The organism is Bradyrhizobium sp. 154 (assembly GCF_023073875.1).
Taxonomy (GTDB): domain Bacteria; phylum Pseudomonadota; class Alphaproteobacteria; order Rhizobiales; family Xanthobacteraceae; genus Bradyrhizobium.
In genome coordinates this window covers 87,873-109,754 of the sequence record NZ_JADPKG010000112.1, presented here as the reverse complement: position 1 = coordinate 109,754, position 21,882 = coordinate 87,873, and the positions used below count along the sequence as shown (strand labels likewise).

Sequence of the window (21,882 nt, the reverse complement as noted above, 5' to 3'; positions counted from 1 at the left end):
GATCATGATGAGCGGCTCCGCCAAAATTCGCAATCACGTTTGCACACCGGCATTCCGCCGCGCGGCACGAGAGAGCAGCTCTGCAACAAAAAATGCGAAAACAACCCCATGCACAGTAGCCGACCGCTGTCGGAACAAGGGCTTGCGCAGGACGAGCGGAGTTTCTGGTATTACGAAATCGAATTGACTCGTCGGGCAAAACACTGGCAGAATATCATCATCGCAGCAGCCGTGAGCGTCCAGGCCGGTCCAGCCCCCGGGCACATCGAGCTGGCTGCGCGTAAGCCCTTCATCGACATCTGAAAATCGCAATCACCGCGCGCCGAGCGCGACCCGCCTTCGCGCGGCAAGCGCTCGCGCCTCTTCCGGCAAGGAACCCAGGACATGACGACATCTCTCAATTGCACCAGCACGGCACCCACCGCGGCAACAACGGATCGCAGCAGAGCCACGCCTCGCATCAAGCTCACCCGACGGCGCTTGACGATCCAACATCCCGACCCGCAAGCTGGCGAGCGGCTGCTGGCCGAGGCGCTCGGTGCCGTCGATCGCGACGCGCTGCATGGCATTCTCAAGCAATTGCTCAAGGCCAGCGTGATCAACCAAAAGCCGGACGAGGCCAATCTCGCCTTCATGATCTCGATGATGAAGAGCATCGGGCCCAGGGATTCCATCGAAACCATGCTGATGGCGCAGATGGTGTCCGTCCACGTCGCGGCGATGCGCTCCGCCTTTCGCCTCGCTCTCACCGAGAATCTTCAGCAGCAGGAAGGCATCACCCGTGCATTGACCCGGTTGGCCCGCACGTTTGCAGCCCAGACCGAGGCGCTCAGCCGCCACCGCAGCAATGGCGAGCGCGCCATCACGGTGCAGAACGTGTCGGTGCAGGACGGCGGCAGCGCTATTGTGGGCAACGTCACCCAGCATGCGAGCGTGATCGTTGCGCAGCCAGGCGCGGCCGAGGCAGAAGCGGTCCCGGCACGCGAGGGCGGACAAGGCGGACTCGGCGTGGAAAACGACGCGAGCGCATGAGCAGCGAACACGTCCGCAACACGGATGCAATGCAGTCGAGCCTGCGCTGCGGCGCACGGACGCGCAGCGGCACCGTCTGTCGTGCGCCGGCAATGCACGGCAAGGTCCGCTGCCGCATGCACGGCGGCGCACGGAGATCCGGCGCGCCGAAGGGAAATCAGAATGCGCGGAAGCATGGAATGTTCACAAAGGATAGCGCCGCCGAGCGACGGCAGGTTCAGGTCTTGCTGGATGAAGCATGGAAGCTTCTGAATGACCTAAAGTAAGTTGCGTGCGCCCGACGTGTCAGATGGTCCGTGGGAGGTCAGTCAGATGCGCTGTCGCTCCCGAGAATCGTGCCATGGGCACGCCATCGCCACGTCATGAATTCGTCGCCTTCGGCGACCTGCTCCGGAGGAACGACCGCCAGCGATTTTTGTTGGCGGCCTATCAGGGATGGAGGTTTCCAATGAGAGTTAGCGACGCAATGACCCACGACGTGCAGCTTTGCACACCCCAAGACACCATCAGGGAGGCCGCCGAGGCGATGGCGGCGCTCAATGTCGGGCTGTTGCCCGTCACCGACGATGACCGCCTGGTCGGAATGATCTCGGATCGCGATATCGCCACGCGAGGTGTCGCGATGGGCTTGGGACCGGATGCGCCGGTCCGTGACGTCATGACGGCAGATGTCAAATATTGCTTCGAGGACCAGGACATCGACGAGGTCACCCGCAACATGGCCGACATCCAGGTGCGGCGGCTGCCCGTGCTCAATCGAGACAAGCGGCTGGTCGGCATCATCTCGCTCGGCGACATCGCCGTGTGCAAGCCGGGCGACGGTGCCGCGAAGGCGCTGCACGGGATTTCACAGGCAGGCGGACAGCACGCGGGCGCGATCTCCGGCTGAAGCACCGTCGCGCCTCCCGAGGCGTTTGAAGGGGCAGCAAGATCAGCCACAGTCAGGCGGCGTCGCGAAGGAACTGGACAGGCTGCCCGGCTGCGCGCCGAACCAAATCGACGAGCGTAGGAGAACCGGCATGGGAACCGAGATCGCCTGGGTCGGCAATTGGCGAAATCAATTCGGCTCCATCTTGCGCATCACTAATGATGCGAACGGCCGCATCGAGGGGAATTTCGAGACCGCGCTCGAAGACAGCGGCTTTTACGGGCAAGCGGTGCCGATCACCGGGTTTCACAAGGGCAATTGCATCGCCTTTGTCGCGGTGGGCTCGTCTGCGACGGGCGATCGGGCCGTCTCCTATACCGGACTGTTGCGTCACGGAAAGATGGAGACCGCCTGGTTCGTGATTACAGACCAAGCGCTGAGCGCCTCCAGCGAGGGCGAGCCGGCGAAGCTGAAACCGGTGAATTGGTGGCGCGCCGTTACAACGAACGTCGATACGTTCGAACGGAGCTAGCGCTCAGCCCCGGATCCGACGATCCTGGTCGACAAACGACCCGAGGGTGCCCCAAACGGTGCGGCCACATGTCCGATCTCGTGCTGAACGATGCACGGCTGCCCCTCGCCGCCTCAAGCCCGATCTCCATACATCGAGCTAAGTCATGCGCTCGCCAGCGGCAGGGCTAGCGCGGCGTGATCTCATTGACGGCAGCAATCTGCAGCCCAGCCCCGTTCAGCGCTTCAGTGATCTGCTTGGCCAGCAGCTTGGCTTCTTCGGCTCCGATTTGGGCGTCAGGATGTCCCTTGAAGAACGCACAAATCGTCGTGGCTATGATGGTATTCACCTGGTGCGGATCAACCATTTGCTGCACGCGAAATTGCGAACGACTTCACCGGATCGGCGGTGCGTCAGCCTGCAGGACCGAGACGGTCATCGCAAGCCAAAGAACGAAAGAATGGCCGCGATCACAACGACTAGCCCTATGAGGTAAATCAGGCCGTTCATCGCAATTCTCCTTTTCGACGGGATGACTCGAATTTATTCGAGAGTCGTGGGCGCGTTCTTGGCATTACACTGCTGAACGGCCAGCTTCTCGAGCTCCACTTCCTTCTCTATGGCCGTTAGAGAGTTGCCGATCTTGTCGACGATCCTGACCAAATCGGTAGCTGAGATGCGAAGCCGCCTGCGTACAGACTTGACCTGCTCTGCGTTCGCAAGATCGAGCGTTGTGCGAATGGGCCGTGGCGGTTTTGAGGACAGCATGAGTAGGTCTCCTGACCGAGGTAAGAGCGACGATGTCTTTTTGGTTCCTATCGTCCGCCGATCGGAAGGCCACTCAAGAGCTGAGTACGGCAAGGCGGCGAATGGCAGCCGTCGCGGGCGCCGCGGAGCCCGCTACGACAGGTTCAGATGGCTGCCGTTATCCGCGCGGCGTAACGCCATGGCCTGTTGCCGCGCCGCGAACGGTTTCGAAGGTAGCCCGTTGCAGCGCGGCTCGCCTCTCGGCAATGGCATTGCTCAAGAGGTCGAGCACCAGCCCGAATGCCGCGAGCTCCTCTTCCTCGATAGCACCGTCATCGTAGCACTCGAGCGTCTCGGCGATGATGGCATCGGCCTCACGCTGCAGGGCAAGTAGTTCCTGGTTGGATTCCGCGGTCCGCGCGCTGGAAACCATGGCCAGGATTCTCTTGCGATGGCTGGTGTTATCGTCCCTTTCGTCGCGGTTCAAATAGCGGCGCAACCAGGCGGCGGCCGAGCCGATTCCGGAGAGAAGCAGGAGCCCGAACCAGAAGTAATCGCCATAGCGGTCGAGGAAGGTGCGTTCGTTGCCATCAATGACGGCCGCCGCTCCCCGATGTACCTGCAGCTCGGGGTCCTTCTCGAGGTCCGGCTTGGTGATGTGTGCCGCACCGGGGACCTGCCTCGCAATCGCCTGACGAACGGCAAAGAGCTGCCGGAAAAACGCGGCGACCGTCGTTTCGGACAAGGTCTTTCTCGCCACGATGAGGTGGCTGACGCTGACCGTCTCAACTTTGTCATCCGGCCAAGCCGGATCCGCATTGAAGACGCTGGGCGGAATCTCCTCGGTTTCATAGCGGGGGTGCTTCAGGGCGATCGCTTCCGATGTCTCGATGGGGAGAAACTTCGGCTCGCCGCGCACCCGCGCCGTTGCGGCCACGGCATCGGATGTGATCTTGCTGTCGAGGGGCCCGACCGCCATGAATGCATCGAGGGTGAGATCGCGTGCTAGTTCCTCGATTTGGTCAGTGCCAAATTGCGCGACCGCGACCTTGTCCGCCTGTACTCCGGACGCGCTCAGGATGACCCGCAGCAACGCGGCGTTCACCGGGGTCCGCCCGATCACGCCGACACGGCGTCCGGCGAGATCGGCGACTTCCTTGATTTTCGGCGAGGGTTTTCTTTTGGAGCTCTTGCCGGCAAGTCCAGACGGCGCCCATAGCACGACGAAATTCTTACGCACGACTGCAACGGTCTGCGCCTCGGCGGGCATTTCCAGATCGCCGCGGCCGACGGCAAGATCTGCCTTGCCTGCCCCAAGCAGGGCGAGAGACTCCACCGCCCCTTCGGTCTTGATCAGAGCCAGCCTGGTCGTTCGGCTTTCGCTGCCGAAGGCATCGGCCATCGCCTGAATTGTTCTGTAGTCGTCGCTGCCGGGCGGTCCGACGGCGATCCGCAGAATGTCCGGCCGTAACGCGTAATAGAGTGCACCCGCCGCAACGCCAAAAACAAGAAATCCAACGGCGAGGACCAACAGTAAGGAATTGCTCCTTCTCCGCTCTCGGCGGGCCGCGTCGCTGGTCGTCTGACTTGGACTCTCGGACGAAGACATTGCCGCTGCCGCCGCAGATCATGGCGCACCTGCCTGGCAGGATACCACGTTTTTCCTGAGTATAACGTCCTGGCGGCCGTCCTGGTTCACAAACCGTCCGAGGCCTGAACGCCTGCCAAGCGCGTCGTCGTGACGGCCGGCGCTCGGCAAGCGCCATGCTGATTGCCGGCTGTCTGCACCTGGTCATTTCGCGCGGTGATCAAGAAGCCACATTCCGGAATGAGGGGGTCCCGCTGCCGCCATTGGCGTCCGCCCGACGATCATGTACGCCGATCCGAAACCTTCCAGGGACGGGACGCTCATGACGACCGCTGCCACGGGAGATGGCACCCGCGCGCTGATCTTCGCGCTGCTCGCGCTCGCCTGCGGGCACATGCTTTCCACGTTGCTGCGCACGATTCCTGCGGTCAGCCTCGACCTGATGGCGGCGGATTTCCATATCGAGCCGCAGGCGCTCGCCAGCCTCACCTCGGTCTATCCTTTCGCCTTTGCCGCGGCGCAGATCCCGGTCGGGGCGGCGATGGACCGCTTCGGTGTGCGCCCCGTTTCGCTCAGCCTGCTCGCGGGAACCGTCATCGGCGCCATCGCGTCGGGGTTTGCGGCCGGACCTGCGAGCTTTGCCGTCGGGCAGGTGCTGCTCGGCGTTGCCACCTCGGGCATGCTGATGTGCCCGATGACGCTGGCGGCCAAGCAATTGTCGGCAAGTCGCTTCGGCCTATGGTCTGGCGCGATCCTCTCGATCGGCAATATCGGCATGCTGCTGTCGTCGAGCCCGCTCGCCTTCGTGGTCGACACTTGGGGCTGGCGCGCAGGGTTCTGGATCTCCGCGGCTGGCGGCGTCGCGGTGGCGCTCGCCGTGTTCGCGCTGGTGCCGCACCAGGCGGCCGAGCACAAGGACGAGTCCTCGCCACTGTCGCAGATGATCGAGGTGCTCCGGCTCGGACTGTCGCGGCCCCTGCGCGGCCTGATCGCACTGGCGCTGGTGTCGCTGGCGACCTCGCTGGTGCTGCGCGGCCTGTGGGGCGGGCCGTGGCTGATGCAGGTCAAGGACCTGTCGCGGGTCGAAGCCGGCAATCAGCTCGGCGCGTTCACGCTGGCGATGATCGCCGGCCCCTTGTGCATCGGTATGATCGACCGCAGGCTGGGCCGCCGCCGCGCGCTTGTGGCAGGCACGCATATGGCCGGGGCGCTGTTATTGGCGCTGATGGCATTGGGGGCACCGCATCACGCGGTTTCCGTGCTGTTCGGCCTTCCGGTGATGCCGCCGCAATACGACTTCGTGCTGTTCGTGCTCATTGGCCTTGCGACCTCTGCGCAGCCGCTGCTGTTCGGCATGTCCCGGCAGCTGGTCGATGCGCAGACAGCGGGCAAGGCGCTCGCAGCCGTGAACCTCGCGTTCTTTCTCGGCGCGGCCTTGATGCAGTCGGTCACCGGTGCGGTGGCGGCGCTCGCCGGGCTGCCGGCGGTGCTGCTGTTCATGGCTGCCATGCTCGCATTCGGCGTGCTGATCTTCTTGGCTTACACCTCGCCAAGCCCATAGGATGACGCGCCCGCTCGCCAAAGGAATCATTCATGCCTGTCGATACCAAAGCCGCCACCGACCGCCTCATGCGCTTCCTCTCTGTCGAGGGCGTAACGGGACAGGAGGCGGCGATCGGGCGTGAGCTCGCGGCCGCGCTGAAGGAGAGCGGCGTGCCGGCGAAGGCGATCCGGCTCGACGATGCCAACACGCGCATTCCCGTGCCGACCGAGACCGGCAACCTCATCGTCGACCTGCCCGGCCGCGGCGCTCTGCACAACCAGCCGCGTATCATGTTCATGACCCACATGGACACCGTGCCGCTCTGCGCCGGCGCCAAGCCGAAGAAATCGGGGCGCAAGATCGTCAACGACGCCAGGACCGCGCTCGGCGGCGACAATCGCTGCGGCTGCGGCGTGCTGGTGACGCTGGCCGCGGAGCTTGCCAGGCAGAAGCCCGATCATCCGCCGATCACGCTGCTGTTCTGCGTGCGCGAGGAGAGCGGGCTCTACGGCGCGCGCCACGTCAAGCTCGACGAGCTCGGCGCGCCGGAGATGGCGTTCAACTATGACGGCGGCTCGGCCTCCAACGTCGTCATCGGCGCGGTCGGCGCCGACCGCTGGACCGTCGAGATCTTCGGCCGCGCCTCCCATGCTGGCGTCGCGCCGGAGCGCGGCATCTCCTCGACGATGATCATGGCGCTCGCGCTTGCCGAGGTGAAGGCCGGCGGCTGGTTCGGCAAGGTGGTGAAGGGCAAGCGGCAAGGCACCAGCAATGTCGGTCCCGTCACCGGCGGCGAGGGCCGCCCCGCCGGCGATGCCACCAATGTGGTCACCGACTACGTGCATGTGCGCGGCGAGAGCCGCAGCCACGACGGAAAATTCTTCAAAGAGATCACCAGGGCCTACAAGGCCGCGTTCGAGAAGGCCGCCAAGAAGGTCACCAACGCGCAAGGCAAGTCCGGTCGCGTCAAATTCAAGGCGGAGACCGACTATTATCCGTTCCGCATGAAGGAGAGCCTGCCCGTGGTCAAACGCGCGATCGCGGCGGTGTCCGCGGTCGGGGGAACCCCGAACGTCCGCGCCGCTAATGGCGGCCTGGATGCCAACTGGATGGTCCGCCACGGCATTCCGACGGTGACCTTCGGCGCCGGCCAGAACGAGGCGCACACCATCGACGAGTGGATCAATCTCGACGAATACGACCGCGCCTGTGCGCTGGCCCTGCAGCTCGCGACGATGCGGTGAGCTGCCTTGCACGGTGCGCGCTTGCGGGGGCCCGCACATCGCCCTAGCCTGCGGGAAAAGCGCAGGAAGGAAACATGGCGCGCATTGCAACGACCGAGACCGGACTCTACCGAATCCCGCTGCCCGTTACGCTCTCCGACTCCATGCATGGCGAGATGGCGGCGTTCGAGCTGATCACCTGCCGCATCCGCGATGCTGACGGTGCCGAAGGCGTGGGCTACACTTACACGGTCGGGCGCAATGGCGGGGCGACTGCGGACATCGTCAAGCGCGAAATTGCACCGCTCGTCGAGGGCCGCGAGGCGGAGGACACCGAGGCGATATGGCATCATGTCTGGTGGGCCCTGCATTATGGCGGCCGCGGCGGGCCGGTGGTGCTGGCGCTCTCCGCGCTCGACATCGCGCTGTGGGATCTGAAGGCGCGGCGCGCGAAGCTGCCGCTGTTCCGTCTGCTCGGCGGTTTTGACGCTGCCGTGCCGTGCTATGCCGGCGGCATCGATCTCGATCTTTCGGTCGAGGCGCTGCTCAAGCAGACCGACGGCAATCTCGCCAAGGGATTTCGCGCCATCAAGATGAAGGTCGGCCGGCCCGACCTGAAATCCGACATCGGGCGTGTCTCCGCGATGCGACAGCATCTCGGCGACGGTTTTCCGCTGATGGCGGACGCCAACATGAAATGGACCGTCGAGGAGGCCATCCGCGCCGCCCGCGCGCTTCAGCCCTTCGACCTCACCTGGCTCGAGGAGCCGATCATCCCCGATGACGTCGCAGGCCATGCGCGGATCATGCAGGAGGGCTGTGTGCCGATCGCAGCGGGCGAGAATCTGCGTTCGCTGTGGGAGTTCAAGAACTACATCGCCAATGCCGCGGTGTCCTATCCCGAGCCCGACGTCACCAATTGCGGCGGCGTGAGTGCGTTCATGAAGATCGCGCGGCTGGCGGAGGCCTTCAACCTGCCCGTCACCAGCCACGGCGCGCACGACATCACCGTGCATCTGCTCGCGGCGTGCCCGAACCGCTCCTATCTGGAAGCGCATGGCTTCGGGCTCGACACCTATATCGAGCATCCGCTGGTGCTGAAGGACGGCATGGCACTGGCGCCGGACCGTCCCGGCCACGGCGTCGGTTTTGACTGGAAGGGGCTGGCGAAGCTGGCGGCGTAGAGTGCTCCGTCAAGCCCGGCCATGACGATGCGGCTGCAAGTGAGGCATTCCATGGCGCTTGATGCAGGGCACGGATATTCCGCTATGGTGCCGCCGCCAATCCCCTGCGAAAGACCCCCATCTTGACACCCGAGCTGCACCAGAAATTGACCGCGTGGCGCCGCCATCTGCATGCGCATCCCGAATTGTCCCTGCAGGAGAAGGAGACCTCTGCCTTCGTGCAGGACAGGCTCACCGAGCTCGGCATCTCCTTCGTCTCAGGCTTTGGCGGCCACGGCATCGTCGCGACCTTGATGCGCGGGCATGCGCAGAGGCGCGTCGGCCTGCGCGCCGACATGGATGCGCTGCCGATCACCGAGGACAGCGGCCTGCCCTACGCCTCAAAAACTCCCGGCGTGATGCATGCCTGCGGCCATGACGGGCATACCGCCTCGCTGCTCGGCGCGGCAGCACTGCTCGCCGCCGACACCGATTGGAGCGGCACGGTGGACTTCATCTTCCAGCCGGCCGAAGAAGGCTTTGGCGGCTCGCGCGCGATGGTCGCGGCCGGGCTGTTCGACCGCTTTCCGATGGAGCGGGTGTTCGGCTTTCACAACTGGCCGGGCCTTGCGGCCGGCACCATCGCGGTGCATGACGGCGTCGTCATGGCCTCGGGCGGGCGCATCACCATCACCATCGAGGGCCATGCCGGACATGCCGGCATGCCACATCTGACGCGCGATCCGGTGGTGGCGGCCGGCCACCTGATCGTGGCGCTGCAATCGATCACCTCGCGCAGCGTCGATCCGCTCGACACCGCAGTGCTCTCGCTCTGCACCATCGAAGGCGGCACCGCGCCGAACCAGATCGCCGGACGCGTCGTGGTCCGCGGCACGCTGCGGTACCATCGCGACGCGGTCAAGGATACCATCCTCGACGGGATCGAGCGCACCTGCGCCGGGATTGCGACGAGCTTCGGCGTCACGGTCACGCCAGAGATCATCTGGGGTGTGGGTGTGGTGATCAACACGCCGGCCGAAGCGGAGCTTGCCCGCATCGCCGCGGAGAAGGTGCAGGCTCCCGTGCGGCGCGATCTCGCGCCCAGCATGGCCGGCGAGGACTTTGCATTCTATCTCCAGCAGCGGCCGGGCGCCTTCGTCTGGATCGGCAACGGGGACTTGCGCGATGGCGCGGAGCTGCACGGCCCGCGCTACGATTTCAACGACGCGATCCTCCCCGTCGCATCGGGCTGGATGGCCGAGGTCGCCAAGATGGCGCTGGCGTCGAATTAGGCGCAGGCCTATTCAGGAGATCTCGCGCGGCAGCTTCCAGTCCGGCCGCGGCTCGCAAACCTCTTCCACCCGCTCGACATGATAGCCGGCAGGCAGCAGCCGGCCGCCGCCCTCCTCGTCGGCGACCGGGACGTCGGTCACCAATCCCTCGATCAAGGCGGCCTCCCACACTTCTTTCTCGGTCGGAAAGGGGTCCCCGATCTGCTTGTTGCCTTCGAACAGCGCGTACATCGGTTCAGTCCTGCGTTGATCAAGCTCACGAGCAACGTATCGGCCGCGCGGACGTTCCCTCCGGCAAATGGCAACGGATGGCACGTGAAACATGGCGCGCATTCTGATCGGCACCTCCGGCTGGCACTACGATTCCTGGCGAGGACCGTTCTTTCCCGAAGGCCTGCCGCTGAAGCAGCAGCTTGGCTACTACGCCGGACAGTTCGATACCACCGAGCTGAACGGCGTGTTTTACCGCACGCCGACGCCGGAAGCGGTGAAAGGGTGGCGCGAGCAGACCGGCCGCGATTTCGTCTTCGCCTGGAAGGCGTCGAAATTCATCACGCATTGGAAGCGCCTGTCGGACCGCTCCGTCAACAGCCTCGAGCTGCTGGAGGATCGTATTTCAACGCTGGGCGGCAAGGCGGGGCCGATCCTGTTCCAGCTCCCGCCGCAATTCGAGGCCAACGCGGACCGCCTCGCCGCCTTCTTCAAGCTATTGTCGAGGAAACGGCGCTATAGCTTCGAATTCCGTCATCCGAGCTGGTACCAGCCGCGCATCCTGCGCATGCTGGCCGACGAGAACATCTCGCTGTGCCTGTCGGATCATCACGATGCGCCGGCGCCATGGAAGCGCACGGCGGATTTCGTCTATGTGCGCGGACACGGGCCGAGCGGGCGCTATCACGGGCACTATACCAAGACCATGCTGGCGCAATGGGCGCGGCGTATCAAGTCATGGAAGCGGCAGGGCTGCGACGTCTATGTTTATTTCGACAACGACCAGAAGAGCGCGGCGCCGGCCGATGCCCGGACGTTGAAGCAATTGCTGTAGCGCCCGGCCACACTGCGCTGCACCTGATTGTCGCTACACCAGGGTGGGACCTCATGCCGCCGATCGCTGCGGGACGCCGTCTTGCAGCGTCTCGAGCAGGCGCTGCTCTCGCTCGATCCGGCTCCGATAGAGCTGGCGCTCGCTTTCGGTCTTCGCGCTGGCCAGCAGCAGGCGATAGTGCTGGATCACCTTCTCGCTGCCGCGGATGAGGAGGTTGCGGACGTCGCTCATCGTTCCGCTCCCATCGCGGCGGAAGCCGATTGCATATTCGGGAGCGTGAACGTGGCGGGAAAGACATCGGCGGCGAGCGCCTCGAGCGCGGCCTGCTCTTCGGCGAGCCGTCGGTCGATGAACTGGCGTTCGATATCTGAGAGCTTCGTCTTCAGCAGGCGCCGATATCGCTGGAGGTTGCTTCGGTGCGCACGAATGCGGGCCAGATCCTGGTCAAGCATCATCGTCACTCCTGACGGTCTCTCCACGGTCCTCTTGATTTCGATATATCGAAAGATAGTTCTTCCGGCGTGAAAAATATTCCGGCTTGTTACGGTGTCAAGATGCTCCTTCGCCGCTCCCCGCCTCGTTCCGTTTGTCCGCCGGACGCGAGCGTCCGCGATCGATTATTTTCGCTTCCCCCTTGCAAGACCTTTGCGCCGCTCTAATTCGTTCTTCGCCGCGGGGTGTTCGGAGGGGGGCGTACTCGCAGCCGTTCGGATTGGCTGCGCCTCGTGTCATGGTCTAGATGACGCCATCTCGCCGAAGCGCCGCGATCGCGGCCTCGTCGTAGCCGAGCTCGGTGAGGACGAGATCGGTGTGCTCGCCCAGCGTCGGCGGGCGCGTTGCGATTTCGCCCGGCGTCTTCGACAGCCGCACGGCCGCGCGGGCGGTCGGTGCGGGCTTCGGCAGGCCCGGATAGTCGACGTCCTGCATGAAGCCGGCGGCGCGAATGTGCGGATGGTTCAGCGCCTGTTGCGGGCTGAGGACAGGTCCGGTCGGAATCATGGCCTTGCCCAGGGTGTCGACAGCCTCCTGCGTGGTGCGCTCGGCGCACCAGCGCGCCATCCGCTCGCTGATGACAGGGCCGTTGTTGCCGCGGCTGATGTCGTCGGCAAAGCGCGGGTCGTTCAGCCACAGCTCCTCCTCGCCCATCAGCCTCGCCCAGCGCTTGAACAGCGGCTGACCCGTGACCTGGCACAGCACCCAACCGTCCTTGGTGCGGTAGATGTCGGCCGGCGCCGCGGTCTGGCCGAGGTTGCCGGTCGGCACGCGATTGACGTTGATGACGGCCTGCTCGATCAAGGTGGCATTGGTGAAGGACAAAGCGGTTGCGAGCAGCGCGCCCTCGACGATCTGCCCGCGCCCGGATTTGCCGCGCTCGATCAGCGCGGCAAGCGTTCCGAACGCGCAGTGCAGCGCCGTGCCGAAATCGACCCAATTCACCGCGGCCCGATACGGCGGATCGCCTGCGCCGGTCATGTACACCGCCCCCGACATCACCTGCCCCACGCCATCGAAGCCGACCCGGTCGGACCAGGGCCCCGGCCCGCCGAACGCGGTCGCCGTGGTCAGAATGATGTCGGGCTTGATCGTCTGCAACGACGCGTAGTCGAGCTTCATCGCGCGCAGGGTCTGCGGCGGCAGATTGGCGACGACAACGTCCGCGGTGGCAATCAGGCGGCGCATCACCTCCTGCCCCTCCTCCTTCATCGGATCGAGCGTAATGCATTTCTTGTTGCGGTTGACCTGGAGAAACAGCGCGCCTTCGCCATCGTCGCCGACCGGTGCCACGAAGCGATCCTCGCTGCCGTCGCGCTTTTCCACCCGAATGACCTCGGCGCCGAATTCGGCCAGCAATGTCGCGCAATAGGGCCCCGCGATATAGCGCCCGAAATCGAGCACGCGGACGCCTTCCAGAACTCCTCCCATCGATCGCTTCCCCCCTGATGTTTGCGCTCCAAATTACAGGGGCTGGCGGCCACGGCAAGGGAGGCCGGGCACGTTCGCCAGTGCGACCAAACGTCGGATCCGCAAAGGAGCCGAAGCACGAGACTTGAACTCGCCGCGGCCATTCCTAAGTTTTGATGCTGCCGGGCCGCGTGTTCGGCAAAACGGAACTCATGCAGAGGATTGGGAAGCCCGCGCTTCGCGGGCGCGTATTCGAGGGAAGTCACATGAGAAAGCTTGCTCTTGCAATCGCCGCGGCAGCAACGCTCCTCATCGGAACGGTTGCGCCGGCTTCGGCCCACTGGCGAGGCCACCATCACTGGGGTGGTCCAGGCATCGGTCCCGCCGTCGCGCTCGGCCTGTTCACCGGAGCATTGGCCGCCGCGACTGCACCGCCGGTCTACTATGAGCCGGTCTATGGTCCGCCGGTCTATTATGGACCCCGATACTATCGGACCGTCCGCTATTATCCAGCGGCATATCCCTATTGGTATCCCTGGTGAGCTGAGATAAGGCCCGGCCTGCAACCGGGCCTTATCGCTATCTTGCGTCGCCATCGCCTGAACGCACCCCTGCGGATGCGAGTACCTCTCACTGAGGGCGCAGTTGGTCTGCCAGGAACAGATGGCGGCGGGAAAAGTTCTGTCGGTACGATGCAGGTCCGGATGCGTACCGGGCCCAAACGAGCGCGCTAAAAAACGCGCCTCGAGGCTACCCGGCTGCGCAACGATATCGGACCTGGCTTTCGCATGAACAAGAATGTCCGCTTCAATCTTGGGTATGCTGTCGCCGCAATCTTCGCGGTCTTCTTGATCCAGCACCTGATCTCCGCGGCCCACCAGATAGCCGTGATCCCCTTTAGCGAATACCAGCAGCTCTTGCGTCAGGGGAAAGTCGATAGCGTGGGCATCTCCGACCGCACCCTGCAGGGCACGCTGAAGGAGCCGCTGCCGGGCGGCCAGAAGCAATTCGTCACCACGCGTGTCGACCAGGACGTTGCGCAGGAGCTGGAGAAATACAACGTCCGTTTCACCGGGCAGATCGAGAGCACGTTCCTGCGCGACCTTTTGTCGTGGGTCATGCCCGTGCTCCTGTTCTTCGGCCTGTGGTGGTACATCGGCCGCCGCATGGCGGAAGGCGGCGGGATCGGCGGCGGATTGATGGCCATCGGCAAGAGCAAGGCCAAGGTCTATGTCGAGTCCAATACCGGCGTCACCTTTGCCGACGTCGCCGGGGTCGACGAAGCCAAGGACGAGCTTCGCGAGGTCGTCGATTTCCTGAAGAACCCGACCGATTATGGCCGCCTCGGCGGCCGCATGCCGAAAGGCGTGCTTCTGGTCGGCCCGCCGGGCACAGGCAAGACCCTGCTGGCCAAGGCCGTCGCCGGCGAGGCCAGAGTGCCGTTCTTCTCGATCTCGGGTTCGGAGTTCGTCGAGATGTTCGTCGGCGTCGGCGCCGCACGCGTGCGGGACCTGTTCCAGCAGGCGCATGAAAAGGCGCCGGCCATCATCTTCATCGACGAGCTCGATGCGCTTGGCCGGGCCCGTGGCATCGGCCCTTTCGCCGGCGGCCACGATGAGAAGGAGCAAACGCTCAACCAGCTGCTCGTCGAGCTCGACGGCTTCGATTCGCGCTCCGGGCTCGTCATCCTCGCCGCCACCAACCGGCCCGAAATCCTCGATCCCGCCTTGCTCCGCGCCGGACGCTTCGACCGGCAGGTGCTGGTCGACCGGCCCGACAAAAAGGGCCGCATAGAGATCCTCAAGGTGCACATGAAGAAAGTGCGCCTGGCGGCAGGCGTCGATGCGGACGCCGTTGCCGCGCTCACCCCGGGTTTCACGGGTGCGGACCTCGCCAATCTCGTCAATGAAGCCGCGCTGCTGGCGACGCGCCGCGCGGCTGACGCGGTGAGCATGAGCGACTTCAACAATGCGGTCGAGCGCATGGTCGCGGGCCTCGAAAAGCGCAATCGCCTGCTCAACGCCAAGGAGCGCGAGATCGTCGCCTACCACGAGATGGGGCACGCCCTCGTCGCGCTCTCCCTGCCGGGCACGGATCCCGTGCACAAGGTCTCGATCATCCCGCGCGGTGTGGGCGCGCTCGGCTACACCATTCAGCGACCGATCGAAGACCGCTTCCTGATGACCAAGGAGGAGCTGGAGAACAAGATGGCGGTGCTGCTCGGCGGCCGCGCCGCGGAGCTGATCGTGTTCGGACACCTGTCCACCGGTGCGGCCGACGATCTGCGGCGCGTAACCGACATCGCCCGCAGCATGGTGACGCGTTACGGCATGTCCGAGAGACTGGGCAGCGTCGCCTATGAACGCGATCCCGGCAACTTCCTTGCCGGCGCCGACCGTCCCTATCCGGTTCGCGAGCGCGACTATGCGGAAGAAACTGCGGCCGCAGTCGACCGCGAGGTGAAAGCCATTGTCGATCAGGTCTTCCAGCGCACCCAGGCATCCTGAACACGCGGCGGCCGATCCTGGACCGCGCCGCGAAGAAGCTTTTGGAACGGGAGACACTGGAGCAGAGCGATATCGATGCGCTGATCCACGAAATGCCCAAGGAGGGGCTGCGTGCGATTTGAGCTTCATGACGCAAGACAGCTTTAAGTAGGCCGCTTCCGCCTGACCTCCGTTGAGAGTTCGATCATCTTCCTATTTGGCGGCGAGCCGTTTGAGAGGAGCGGCGAAGGCGAGCCTCCGCTCTTCGGCGCCTCGACCTCTATGCCGGGCTCGGCATGCCTGGCGTGCCATTCGATCAAGAGGTGGCCGGCCACCAAGATCACGCCGGCGCAGAACAGCGCAAGAGCCGCGCTGACAAGATCACGATAATCATCCATCCCACTAACCAGACATGCGCACCAGGCGAAGGGGGCCGACCAACCTGCCGGGCACGCGAATGGCATTCGAAGAACTCCACCGCGCGCGTGGACCAAATTGGAACGAAGGCTTCAGGTTTCAAGAGGCTGTCTGCATCGGAGAAAGGGGCGGGCCTCTCCTTGCCAATTTCAGCATCCAACATTCAAGTCGGAACCTTCCGCCGATTTTCAAATTCTAAATGCGTCCACCGGCCTGAGAGCGTCTGGGTGCCAAGTTCGGGCTCAGCGAGTGAGGCTGGTGGTGATTCTGACCATCTTGCTCGATTGAGGATTTGGACATGAAACCTGCCTGCGCTACGACCGCGCGGCCCGCCAAAATCGCCGCGCTCCCAGCTGTGCCGCTTTCGGCGCTTCTTCGCCACTCCCACATTGATCAGCAGCGCGCCCCCGATCGGCGCGAACGATGTTCGTGAGGGGGGTGCGCGATGTTAGTTGCCTCATCACTTCCCGCGATCCATTCCGAAGGCGGGCTATCCCGCTACCTGAAGGAGATCCATCGATTTCCGCTGCTCGAGCCGTCGGAAGAAGCCGAATATGCCCGGCGCTTGCGCGATTGCGGCGATCGTGACGCGGCCTATCGGCTGGTGACGAGCCACCTGCGGCTGGCGGCCAAGATTGCGCTCCAGCATCGCCGCTACGGCCTGGCAATCGCCGACCTCATCTCGGAGGCTAACGTCGGACTGATGCTCGCCGTCAAGCGGTTCGATCCGGAGAAAGGCTTCCGGCTTGCGACTTATGCCTCCTAGTGGATCAGGGCATCAGTGCAGGAATTCATCCTGAGATCATGGTCGCTGGTCAAGCTGGGCACCACCGCGGCGCAGAAGAAGCTTTTCTTCAATCTCCGCAAGCTGAAGCGCAGGCTTGGCGTGGCCGAGGATGGCGATCTGCGCGCCGATCAGCTCAGATATATCGCCGATAGTCTCGAGGTGAAGGAGGATGACGTGGTCGAGATGAATGGCAGGCTGCGCGGCGACATCTCGCTCAACGTGCCGCTCAGCGTCGAGACAGAAGGCGATGAATGGCAGGATCGTCTCGTGGATCCCTCCCCCGATCCTGAAAGTCTGCTGCTGGAAGCCGCCGATCGTGAACGAAAGAAAGCTGCCCTCACGGACGCCATTGCTGCGCTGTCGCCACGGGAGCGCAGCATCATCGAAGCACGATATTTGGACGAGCCGCACAAGACATTGGACTCGCTCGCCGGCAAGTTCGGCATCTCGCGCGAGCGAATCCGCCAAATCGAGCAGCGCGCGTTGCAACGGATCAAGGCGAAGGTCTGCGCGGGCCTGGCCGATCCGAACCTCGCGACAATACATTAGATGAGCGCGAAACGGATGCTGATCGGCCAAGGCCGATCAGCATCCTCTGCAGATGTCGGGGACGATACGTTCGGCCGAAAAGTCAGCGCTTCTGCGCCCATTCTGGCGCACTTTTTCAGCATTGCTGCGAGACGTTGCAACGGAACTGGTAGCGAGCTGCCGGGCGGGCTCGGCCGAAATCCGCGCCTCTGCGCGCGGAGAGTCCGCCTCTTTGGCCTGAAGCGCATTGACCATCCCCAACAAGGCAATGGCAGCGATAACGCCTCTCATCTCTGATCATCCTCCTTTCGGTTCGCGGCCTCGTTACGTCCGGAGCGGCCGGCCGGCCGCTCCGCTGTCAGCTCCTGGCAGGCTGTGGTCGGACCCGATCCGACGGCGCGAGATCGAGCCGGATACCTGATGGCCCCAGGACCGGCGACAGCAACGTATCCACCTTCATGGTTGCACTGGCCCGCTCCCAATTCTGCCAGGGCATCGTGTCCAGGTATGGGATCGGCGGCAACGCGAGCTGTTCGAAACTGTCTGCCGCGTTCCTGATAGAACCGGGACTTTCGGCGCCGTAGGCCGCAAAGGGCACGAGGGAAAGGCCGGCACCAACGGCCAACGCGGCGAGGTGCCGCAACATTATTCGGGCGTTCTCCGCGCGAGCGGAGAACGTACGATCCTTGATCATCTCATCCTCCTATCGTTCGAAAACAGATGCAATTGATCGTGACAGCTCATGGAGAACGAGCCCGGCCGCTGGGCCGGGCTCGCTCGTCTCAGAAGTCCATCGCGGGAGCGCTTGCCGCTTCCGTCTTCTTCGGCTTGTCGGCCACCAGCGCTTCGGTCGTGATGAGCAGCGAAGCAACCGAGGCCGCGTCCTGCAAGGCCGTGCGCACCACCTTGGCAGGATCGATCACGCCGGCCTGCACCATGTCCTGGTACTCGCCGCTCGCCGCGTTGAAGCCCCAAGTGTAGGTCTGGTTCTCGAGGAGCTTGCCGACGACGACGGAGCCGTCCTCGCCTGCATTCTGCACGATCTGTCGAGCCGGCACCTGGATTGCGCGGCGCACGATGTCCACGCCGGCCTTCTGGTCGGCATTGGCGGTCTTGACGCCCTCGAGCGCCTTGAGGGAGCGCAGCAGTGCCACGCCGCCGCCAGGCAGGATGCCCTCCTCGACCGCAGCCCGGGTCGCATGCAGCGCGTCGTCGACGCGGTCCTTGCGTTCCTTCACCTCGACCTCGGTCGCGCCGCCGACCCGGATCACCGCGACGCCACCGGCGAGCTTGGCCAGCCGCTCCTGGAGCTTCTCGCGGTCGTAATCCGAGGTGGTTTCCTCGATCTGGGTTCTGATCTGCTGGCTTCTCGCCTCGATGTCCTTCTTGGCGCCGGCCCCGTCGACGATCGTGGTGTTCTCCTTGTCAATGACGACCTTCTTGGCGCGGCCCAGCATCTTCACCGAGACGTTCTCGAGCTTGATGCCGAGATCTTCGGAGATCACGGTGCCGCCGGTGAGGATCGCGATGTCCTCCAGCATTGCCTTGCGGCGGTCGCCGAAGCCCGGCGCCTTGACGGCGGCAACCTTCAGGCCGCCACGCAGACGGTTGACGACCAATGTCGCCAGCGCCTCGCCCTCGACCTCCTCTGCGATGATCAGCAGCGGCTTGCCCGATTGCACGACCTGTTCGAGCAGCGGCAGCATCGTCTGCAGGCCCGACAGCTTCTTCTCGTGGATCAGCACATAGGGGTCTTCGAGCTCGACCCGCATCTTCTCCGGATTGGTGACAAAGTAGGGGGAGACGTAGCCGCGATCGAACTGCGTGCCCTCGACCACCTCGAGCTCGGTGTGGAGGCTCTTGGCTTCTTCGACCGTGATCACGCCCTCATTGCCGACCTTCTGCATGGCCTCGGCCAGGAAGCGCCCGATCTCGGTATCGCCATTGGCGGAAATGGTGCCGACCTGGGCAATCTCGTCGTTCGAGGTAACCTTCTTGGCGTGCGATTTGAGGTCGGTCACGATGGCGTCCACGGCAAGGTCGATGCCGCGCTTGAGATCCATCGGGTTCATCCCGGCGGCGACTGCCTTGGCACCCTCCTTGACGATGGCCTGCGCCAGCACGGTCGCCGTCGTGGTGCCGTCTCCGGCAAGATCATTGGTCTTTGACGCGACCTCGCGCACCATCTGTGCGCCCATATTCTCGAACTTGTCCTCCAGTTCGATCTCTTTGGCGACGGTGACGCCATCCTTGGTGATGCGCGGCGCGCCGAACGATTTTTCGATGACGACGTTGCGTCCCTTTGGACCGAGCGTGACCTTCACCGCATTCGCCAGTGTGTCGACGCCCCGCAGCATGCGCTCGCGGGCCTCGGTCGCGAACTTCACGTCCTTGGCAGCCATTTTTGCAAACTCCTTTCCGTTCGATGACTGTCAGTGTTACGCCGCCTTCTTCAGCGTGCCGGCCTGCTCGACCACGCCGAGAAGATCGCTTTCCTTCATGATCAAGAGCTCCTCGCCGTCGATCTTGACCTCGGTGCCCGACCACTTGCCGAACAGCACCCGGTCACCGACCTTGACGTCGAGCGGCACGAGCTGGCCTTGCTCGTTACGCGCCCCCGGCCCAGCGGCGATGATCTCGCCCTGCTGCGGCTTCTCCTTGGCGGTGTCGGGAATGATGATGCCGCCGGCGGTCTTCTCCTCGGCATCGATTCGGCGCACGAGCACACGGTCGTGCAACGGGCGGAAATGCATGCACATCCTCCTTGCTAGGTTCAGCGATGTCCAAAATCCGGGTCCGGAACCGGCCCCCGGGCGGCAAACGACCTAGGAACAAGTCGATCTTTGTTCAAGGGGGCTGCGCGAAAATTTTCCCCTCACACGCCGGCCCCTGCTCGCGCGGTGCGACTTGCAGGGACTGGCGATCCCAGCAAGGCTGGCGGTGGACATGATGCCCCTGCGCGAACAATTTCGACCGGCGGAGAAGTTTGCTTTAATATGAACTCCGTGCCCCAGCCAGTGCCCCCATCCATGCCGCAGCCATTCGATCGCTCCAAGGAAGATCTCGGCAACGCGATCCATTTCGAGCACGTCAACATCCAGGTCCCCGATCAGCGCCTCGCCACCCTGTTCTACGTGGCAGGACTCGGGCTGACCCGCGATCCCTATCTGATGGTGTCCGACACCAATATGTGGATCAACGCCGGACGGAGCCAGTTTCATTTGCCGAGCGGCAGGCCGCAGGTGCTGCGCGGCCATGTCGGGCTGGTCATCGCCGGCCGCGAGGCACTGCTCGCGCGGCTGGCTTCGGTCGCCAAAAAGCTCGATGGCACCGCGTTCACCTTCGCCGAGCGCAACGACCATGTCGAGGCGGTTTGTCCATGGGGCAACCGCTTGCGCTGCTACGAGCCCGACGCCGCGCGCTTCGGGCGCATCGCGCTCGGGATTCCCTATGTCGAGTTCAACGTGCCGGCGGGATCGGCAACCGGCATCTGCGCGTTCTATCCTGAAGTCATGGGCATGCCCGCCGACTTGCGAAACGGCGGCGGCAAGGTGGCCGCGGTGAAGACGGGCCGCGACCAGCACCTGTTGTTCCGCGAGACCGATCGGCCGCAGCCGGACTATGACGGCCACCATGTGCAGATCTACATCACCGACTTCTCCGGCCCCTATCGCAAGCTCCTGGCGCGCGACCTGATTTCCCGCGAGGACAATCAATACCAGTACCGGTTTTGCGACATCGTCGACCTCGATAGCGGCAAGCACCTCTTCACTGTCGAGCACGAGGTGCGCAGCGCGACCCACCCGATGTTCATGCGGCCGATGGTCAATCGCAACCCGGCGCTGACCAACCGGAACTATGCGTACGGGCATGACGAGGCGGCCTGGGCGATGGGGCCGGATCAGTATGAGGGATAGGCTAAGCCTGCCGCATCATTGCCCACGGCGTAGAGCCTGCGCAGCGGCGTACCGTTGCGCGCAAGGACACAATCACGCCGCTGCGCGCGCCTATCGCCAACTCTCCTGAAGGAGACACTACGCGCGCGTCATCGCTATCCATCCTGGTGTCAGGCCCGTCGGGTTGCGAACGCCCGCTCGACCGCATCAGTTGAAATCCGCGATACGCGCATCGAGGGCGAAAATGCCTTGGTAAATTTCCGGATCCCCAAGGCGGCCACCGACATCAGGCGCCAGTTCGGCGGCCTTGTGCCAAGCGGCTTGGAGCGCCGTCTCGTCGAGAGCCTCGACCATCAGCAGGCCGGCAAACAGGCCTTCGCTCGTCCGCATGCCTTTTTCGACCGTCGGAACTGACGTGCGATCCTGATCCGTCGCACCGATCTGAACGGCGACCACGCCGTCGCAACCGGCAATGGCATTGGCAAACCCTGCCGGATCGTCCAGAGGCCGGTCGATCCGCAGCACTATCGCGGTGGCGCCCTCGCCGCGCCCGGCGCGAACTGTCACATTGCCCCCGCCGCGAACGAAATTGCCCAGCCGGGGCATGATGCGCTGCGACCAGAGCGTCGGTGAATTGAGGCGCGCCAGATAGGCCGGGCCGTCCAGGACGTCAGGCGTTTCGAGCTCGTACAAGATGAAGAAGCGGTTCATATCGGCGCGCAACGCGCGGAAGACACGGCAGGCGAGAAAGCCCCGCGTCGTCACACGTTCCATCGTGTGCTCGCGGGTGAGCCAATGCCGATAGTCTGTCAGGTCCTCAGACGCGATATCGCTCCAGGTTGCCAGAAATCCCG

At 64.1% G+C, this 21,882-nt stretch carries 23 protein-coding genes and 2 pseudogenes; 14 read left to right on the top strand and 11 right to left on the bottom strand.

Annotated elements, in window-relative coordinates:
• Nucleotides 1–39: 39 nt before the first annotated feature.
• The 5 genes from IVA92_RS27750 (at nt 40) to IVA92_RS27735 (ending at nt 2,432) form a co-directional block, all read left to right on the top strand.
• Nucleotides 40–303: a hypothetical protein gene (locus IVA92_RS27750; protein ID WP_247279227.1), complete on the top strand. Its 264-nt coding sequence runs from the start codon at nt 40–42 to the stop codon at nt 301–303.
• Nucleotides 304–384: 81 nt separating this feature from the next.
• On the top strand, nt 385–1,032 hold the full coding sequence (locus tag IVA92_RS27745) for a hypothetical protein (protein ID WP_247279226.1): 648 nt from the start codon (nt 385–387) through the stop codon (nt 1,030–1,032).
• The gene (locus IVA92_RS35885; RefSeq protein WP_346015617.1) at nt 1,029–1,298 is read left to right on the top strand and encodes an HGGxSTG domain-containing protein; all 270 of its coding nucleotides are present in this window, start codon (nt 1,029–1,031) and stop codon (nt 1,296–1,298) included. Before IVA92_RS27745 ends, IVA92_RS35885 begins: the two co-directional genes overlap by 4 nt.
• 182 nt (nt 1,299–1,480) lie before the next feature.
• Nucleotides 1,481–1,921, top strand: coding sequence for a CBS domain-containing protein (locus IVA92_RS27740; protein WP_247279225.1), 441 nt, complete (start codon nt 1,481–1,483; stop codon nt 1,919–1,921).
• Between the two features lie 25 nt (nt 1,922–1,946).
• A complete protein-coding gene (locus tag IVA92_RS27735) occupies nt 1,947–2,432 on the top strand; it encodes an avidin/streptavidin family protein (RefSeq protein WP_247279224.1) in 486 nt (161 codons plus the stop codon).
• Between the two features lie 166 nt (nt 2,433–2,598).
• Here the strand turns inward: IVA92_RS27735 and IVA92_RS27730 are convergent, their stop codons facing one another.
• The 3 genes from IVA92_RS27730 to IVA92_RS27720 all read right to left on the bottom strand — a co-directional run bounded on the left by IVA92_RS27730 (nt 2,599) and on the right by IVA92_RS27720 (nt 4,767).
• On the bottom strand, nt 2,599–2,778 hold the full coding sequence (locus tag IVA92_RS27730) for a hypothetical protein (protein WP_247279223.1): 180 nt from the start codon (nt 2,776–2,778) through the stop codon (nt 2,599–2,601).
• A gap of 176 nt (nt 2,779–2,954) precedes the next feature.
• Complete coding sequence (locus tag IVA92_RS27725; protein ID WP_247279222.1) at nt 2,955–3,179, bottom strand: hypothetical protein; 225 nt, start codon at nt 3,177–3,179, stop codon at nt 2,955–2,957.
• A 157-nt stretch (nt 3,180–3,336) separates the two neighbouring features.
• Nucleotides 3,337–4,767: a TAXI family TRAP transporter solute-binding subunit gene (locus IVA92_RS27720; RefSeq protein ID WP_247279221.1), complete on the bottom strand. Its 1,431-nt coding sequence runs from the start codon at nt 4,765–4,767 to the stop codon at nt 3,337–3,339.
• A 301-nt stretch (nt 4,768–5,068) separates the two neighbouring features.
• Here IVA92_RS27720 and IVA92_RS27715 point away from each other — a divergent pair, with 301 nt between their 5' ends.
• The 4 genes from IVA92_RS27715 (at nt 5,069) to IVA92_RS27700 (ending at nt 9,967) form a co-directional block, all read left to right on the top strand.
• The gene (locus tag IVA92_RS27715) at nt 5,069–6,307 is read left to right on the top strand and encodes an MFS transporter (RefSeq protein WP_247279220.1); all 1,239 of its coding nucleotides are present in this window, start codon (nt 5,069–5,071) and stop codon (nt 6,305–6,307) included.
• A gap of 32 nt (nt 6,308–6,339) precedes the next feature.
• A complete protein-coding gene (locus IVA92_RS27710; RefSeq protein WP_247279219.1) occupies nt 6,340–7,533 on the top strand; it encodes a M20/M25/M40 family metallo-hydrolase in 1,194 nt (397 codons plus the stop codon).
• Nucleotides 7,534–7,607: 74 nt separating this feature from the next.
• The gene (locus IVA92_RS27705; RefSeq protein WP_247279218.1) at nt 7,608–8,696 is read left to right on the top strand and encodes a mandelate racemase/muconate lactonizing enzyme family protein; all 1,089 of its coding nucleotides are present in this window, start codon (nt 7,608–7,610) and stop codon (nt 8,694–8,696) included.
• Nucleotides 8,697–8,818: 122 nt separating this feature from the next.
• Nucleotides 8,819–9,967: an amidohydrolase gene (locus tag IVA92_RS27700; RefSeq protein ID WP_247279217.1), complete on the top strand. Its 1,149-nt coding sequence runs from the start codon at nt 8,819–8,821 to the stop codon at nt 9,965–9,967.
• A 12-nt stretch (nt 9,968–9,979) separates the two neighbouring features.
• Here IVA92_RS27700 and IVA92_RS27695 read toward each other — a convergent pair whose 3' ends face one another.
• Nucleotides 9,980–10,198, bottom strand: a complete 219-nt coding sequence (locus tag IVA92_RS27695; protein ID WP_247279216.1) for a hypothetical protein — start codon at nt 10,196–10,198, stop codon at nt 9,980–9,982.
• Between the two features lie 91 nt (nt 10,199–10,289).
• Between IVA92_RS27695 and IVA92_RS27690 the strand changes: the two genes are divergently transcribed.
• Entirely contained in the window at nt 10,290–11,012 is a 723-nt protein-coding gene (locus IVA92_RS27690) for a DUF72 domain-containing protein (protein ID WP_247279215.1), read from the top strand.
• 51 nt (nt 11,013–11,063) lie between these two features.
• Here the strand turns inward: IVA92_RS27690 and IVA92_RS27685 are convergent, their stop codons facing one another.
• The 3 genes from IVA92_RS27685 to IVA92_RS27675 all read right to left on the bottom strand — a co-directional run bounded on the left by IVA92_RS27685 (nt 11,064) and on the right by IVA92_RS27675 (nt 12,935).
• On the bottom strand, nt 11,064–11,243 hold the full coding sequence (locus IVA92_RS27685) for a hypothetical protein (protein ID WP_247279214.1): 180 nt from the start codon (nt 11,241–11,243) through the stop codon (nt 11,064–11,066).
• Complete coding sequence (locus IVA92_RS27680) at nt 11,240–11,464, bottom strand: hypothetical protein (protein ID WP_247279331.1); 225 nt, start codon at nt 11,462–11,464, stop codon at nt 11,240–11,242. Before IVA92_RS27680 ends, IVA92_RS27685 begins: the two co-directional genes overlap by 4 nt.
• 283 nt (nt 11,465–11,747) lie before the next feature.
• Nucleotides 11,748–12,935, bottom strand: a complete 1,188-nt coding sequence (locus tag IVA92_RS27675; RefSeq protein ID WP_247279213.1) for a CoA transferase — start codon at nt 12,933–12,935, stop codon at nt 11,748–11,750.
• 245 nt (nt 12,936–13,180) lie between these two features.
• On the opposite strand from IVA92_RS27675, the gene IVA92_RS27670 reads away from it, so the two are divergent.
• The 3 genes and pseudogenes from IVA92_RS27670 to rpoH all read left to right on the top strand — a co-directional run bounded on the left by IVA92_RS27670 (nt 13,181) and on the right by rpoH (nt 17,153).
• Nucleotides 13,181–13,456, top strand: a complete 276-nt coding sequence (locus IVA92_RS27670) for a hypothetical protein (protein ID WP_247279212.1) — start codon at nt 13,181–13,183, stop codon at nt 13,454–13,456.
• A 246-nt stretch (nt 13,457–13,702) separates the two neighbouring features.
• Nucleotides 13,703–15,543: pseudogene (gene ftsH / locus IVA92_RS27665) on the top strand (ATP-dependent zinc metalloprotease FtsH).
• A gap of 719 nt (nt 15,544–16,262) precedes the next feature.
• A pseudogene (gene rpoH / locus IVA92_RS27660) lies at nt 16,263–17,153 on the top strand (RNA polymerase sigma factor RpoH).
• A 337-nt stretch (nt 17,154–17,490) separates the two neighbouring features.
• Here the strand turns inward: rpoH and IVA92_RS27655 are convergent.
• The 3 genes from IVA92_RS27655 to groES all read right to left on the bottom strand — a co-directional run bounded on the left by IVA92_RS27655 (nt 17,491) and on the right by groES (nt 19,885).
• Nucleotides 17,491–17,826: a hypothetical protein gene (locus IVA92_RS27655; RefSeq protein WP_247279211.1), complete on the bottom strand. Its 336-nt coding sequence runs from the start codon at nt 17,824–17,826 to the stop codon at nt 17,491–17,493.
• Nucleotides 17,827–17,914: 88 nt separating this feature from the next.
• Nucleotides 17,915–19,534 (bottom strand): chaperonin GroEL, encoded by a 1,620-nt coding sequence (gene groL / locus IVA92_RS27650; protein WP_247279210.1) that lies wholly within the window; start codon nt 19,532–19,534, stop codon nt 17,915–17,917.
• A gap of 36 nt (nt 19,535–19,570) precedes the next feature.
• Nucleotides 19,571–19,885: a co-chaperone GroES gene (groES, locus tag IVA92_RS27645; RefSeq protein ID WP_247279209.1), complete on the bottom strand. Its 315-nt coding sequence runs from the start codon at nt 19,883–19,885 to the stop codon at nt 19,571–19,573.
• A gap of 276 nt (nt 19,886–20,161) precedes the next feature.
• On the opposite strand from groES, the gene IVA92_RS27640 reads away from it, so the two are divergent.
• Complete coding sequence (locus tag IVA92_RS27640) at nt 20,162–21,049, top strand: hypothetical protein (RefSeq protein ID WP_247279208.1); 888 nt, start codon at nt 20,162–20,164, stop codon at nt 21,047–21,049.
• Nucleotides 21,050–21,235: 186 nt separating this feature from the next.
• Here the strand turns inward: IVA92_RS27640 and IVA92_RS27635 are convergent, their stop codons facing one another.
• On the bottom strand, nt 21,236–21,739 hold the full coding sequence (locus IVA92_RS27635; RefSeq protein ID WP_247279207.1) for a hypothetical protein: 504 nt from the start codon (nt 21,737–21,739) through the stop codon (nt 21,236–21,238).
• Nucleotides 21,740–21,882: the final 143 nt, after the last annotated feature.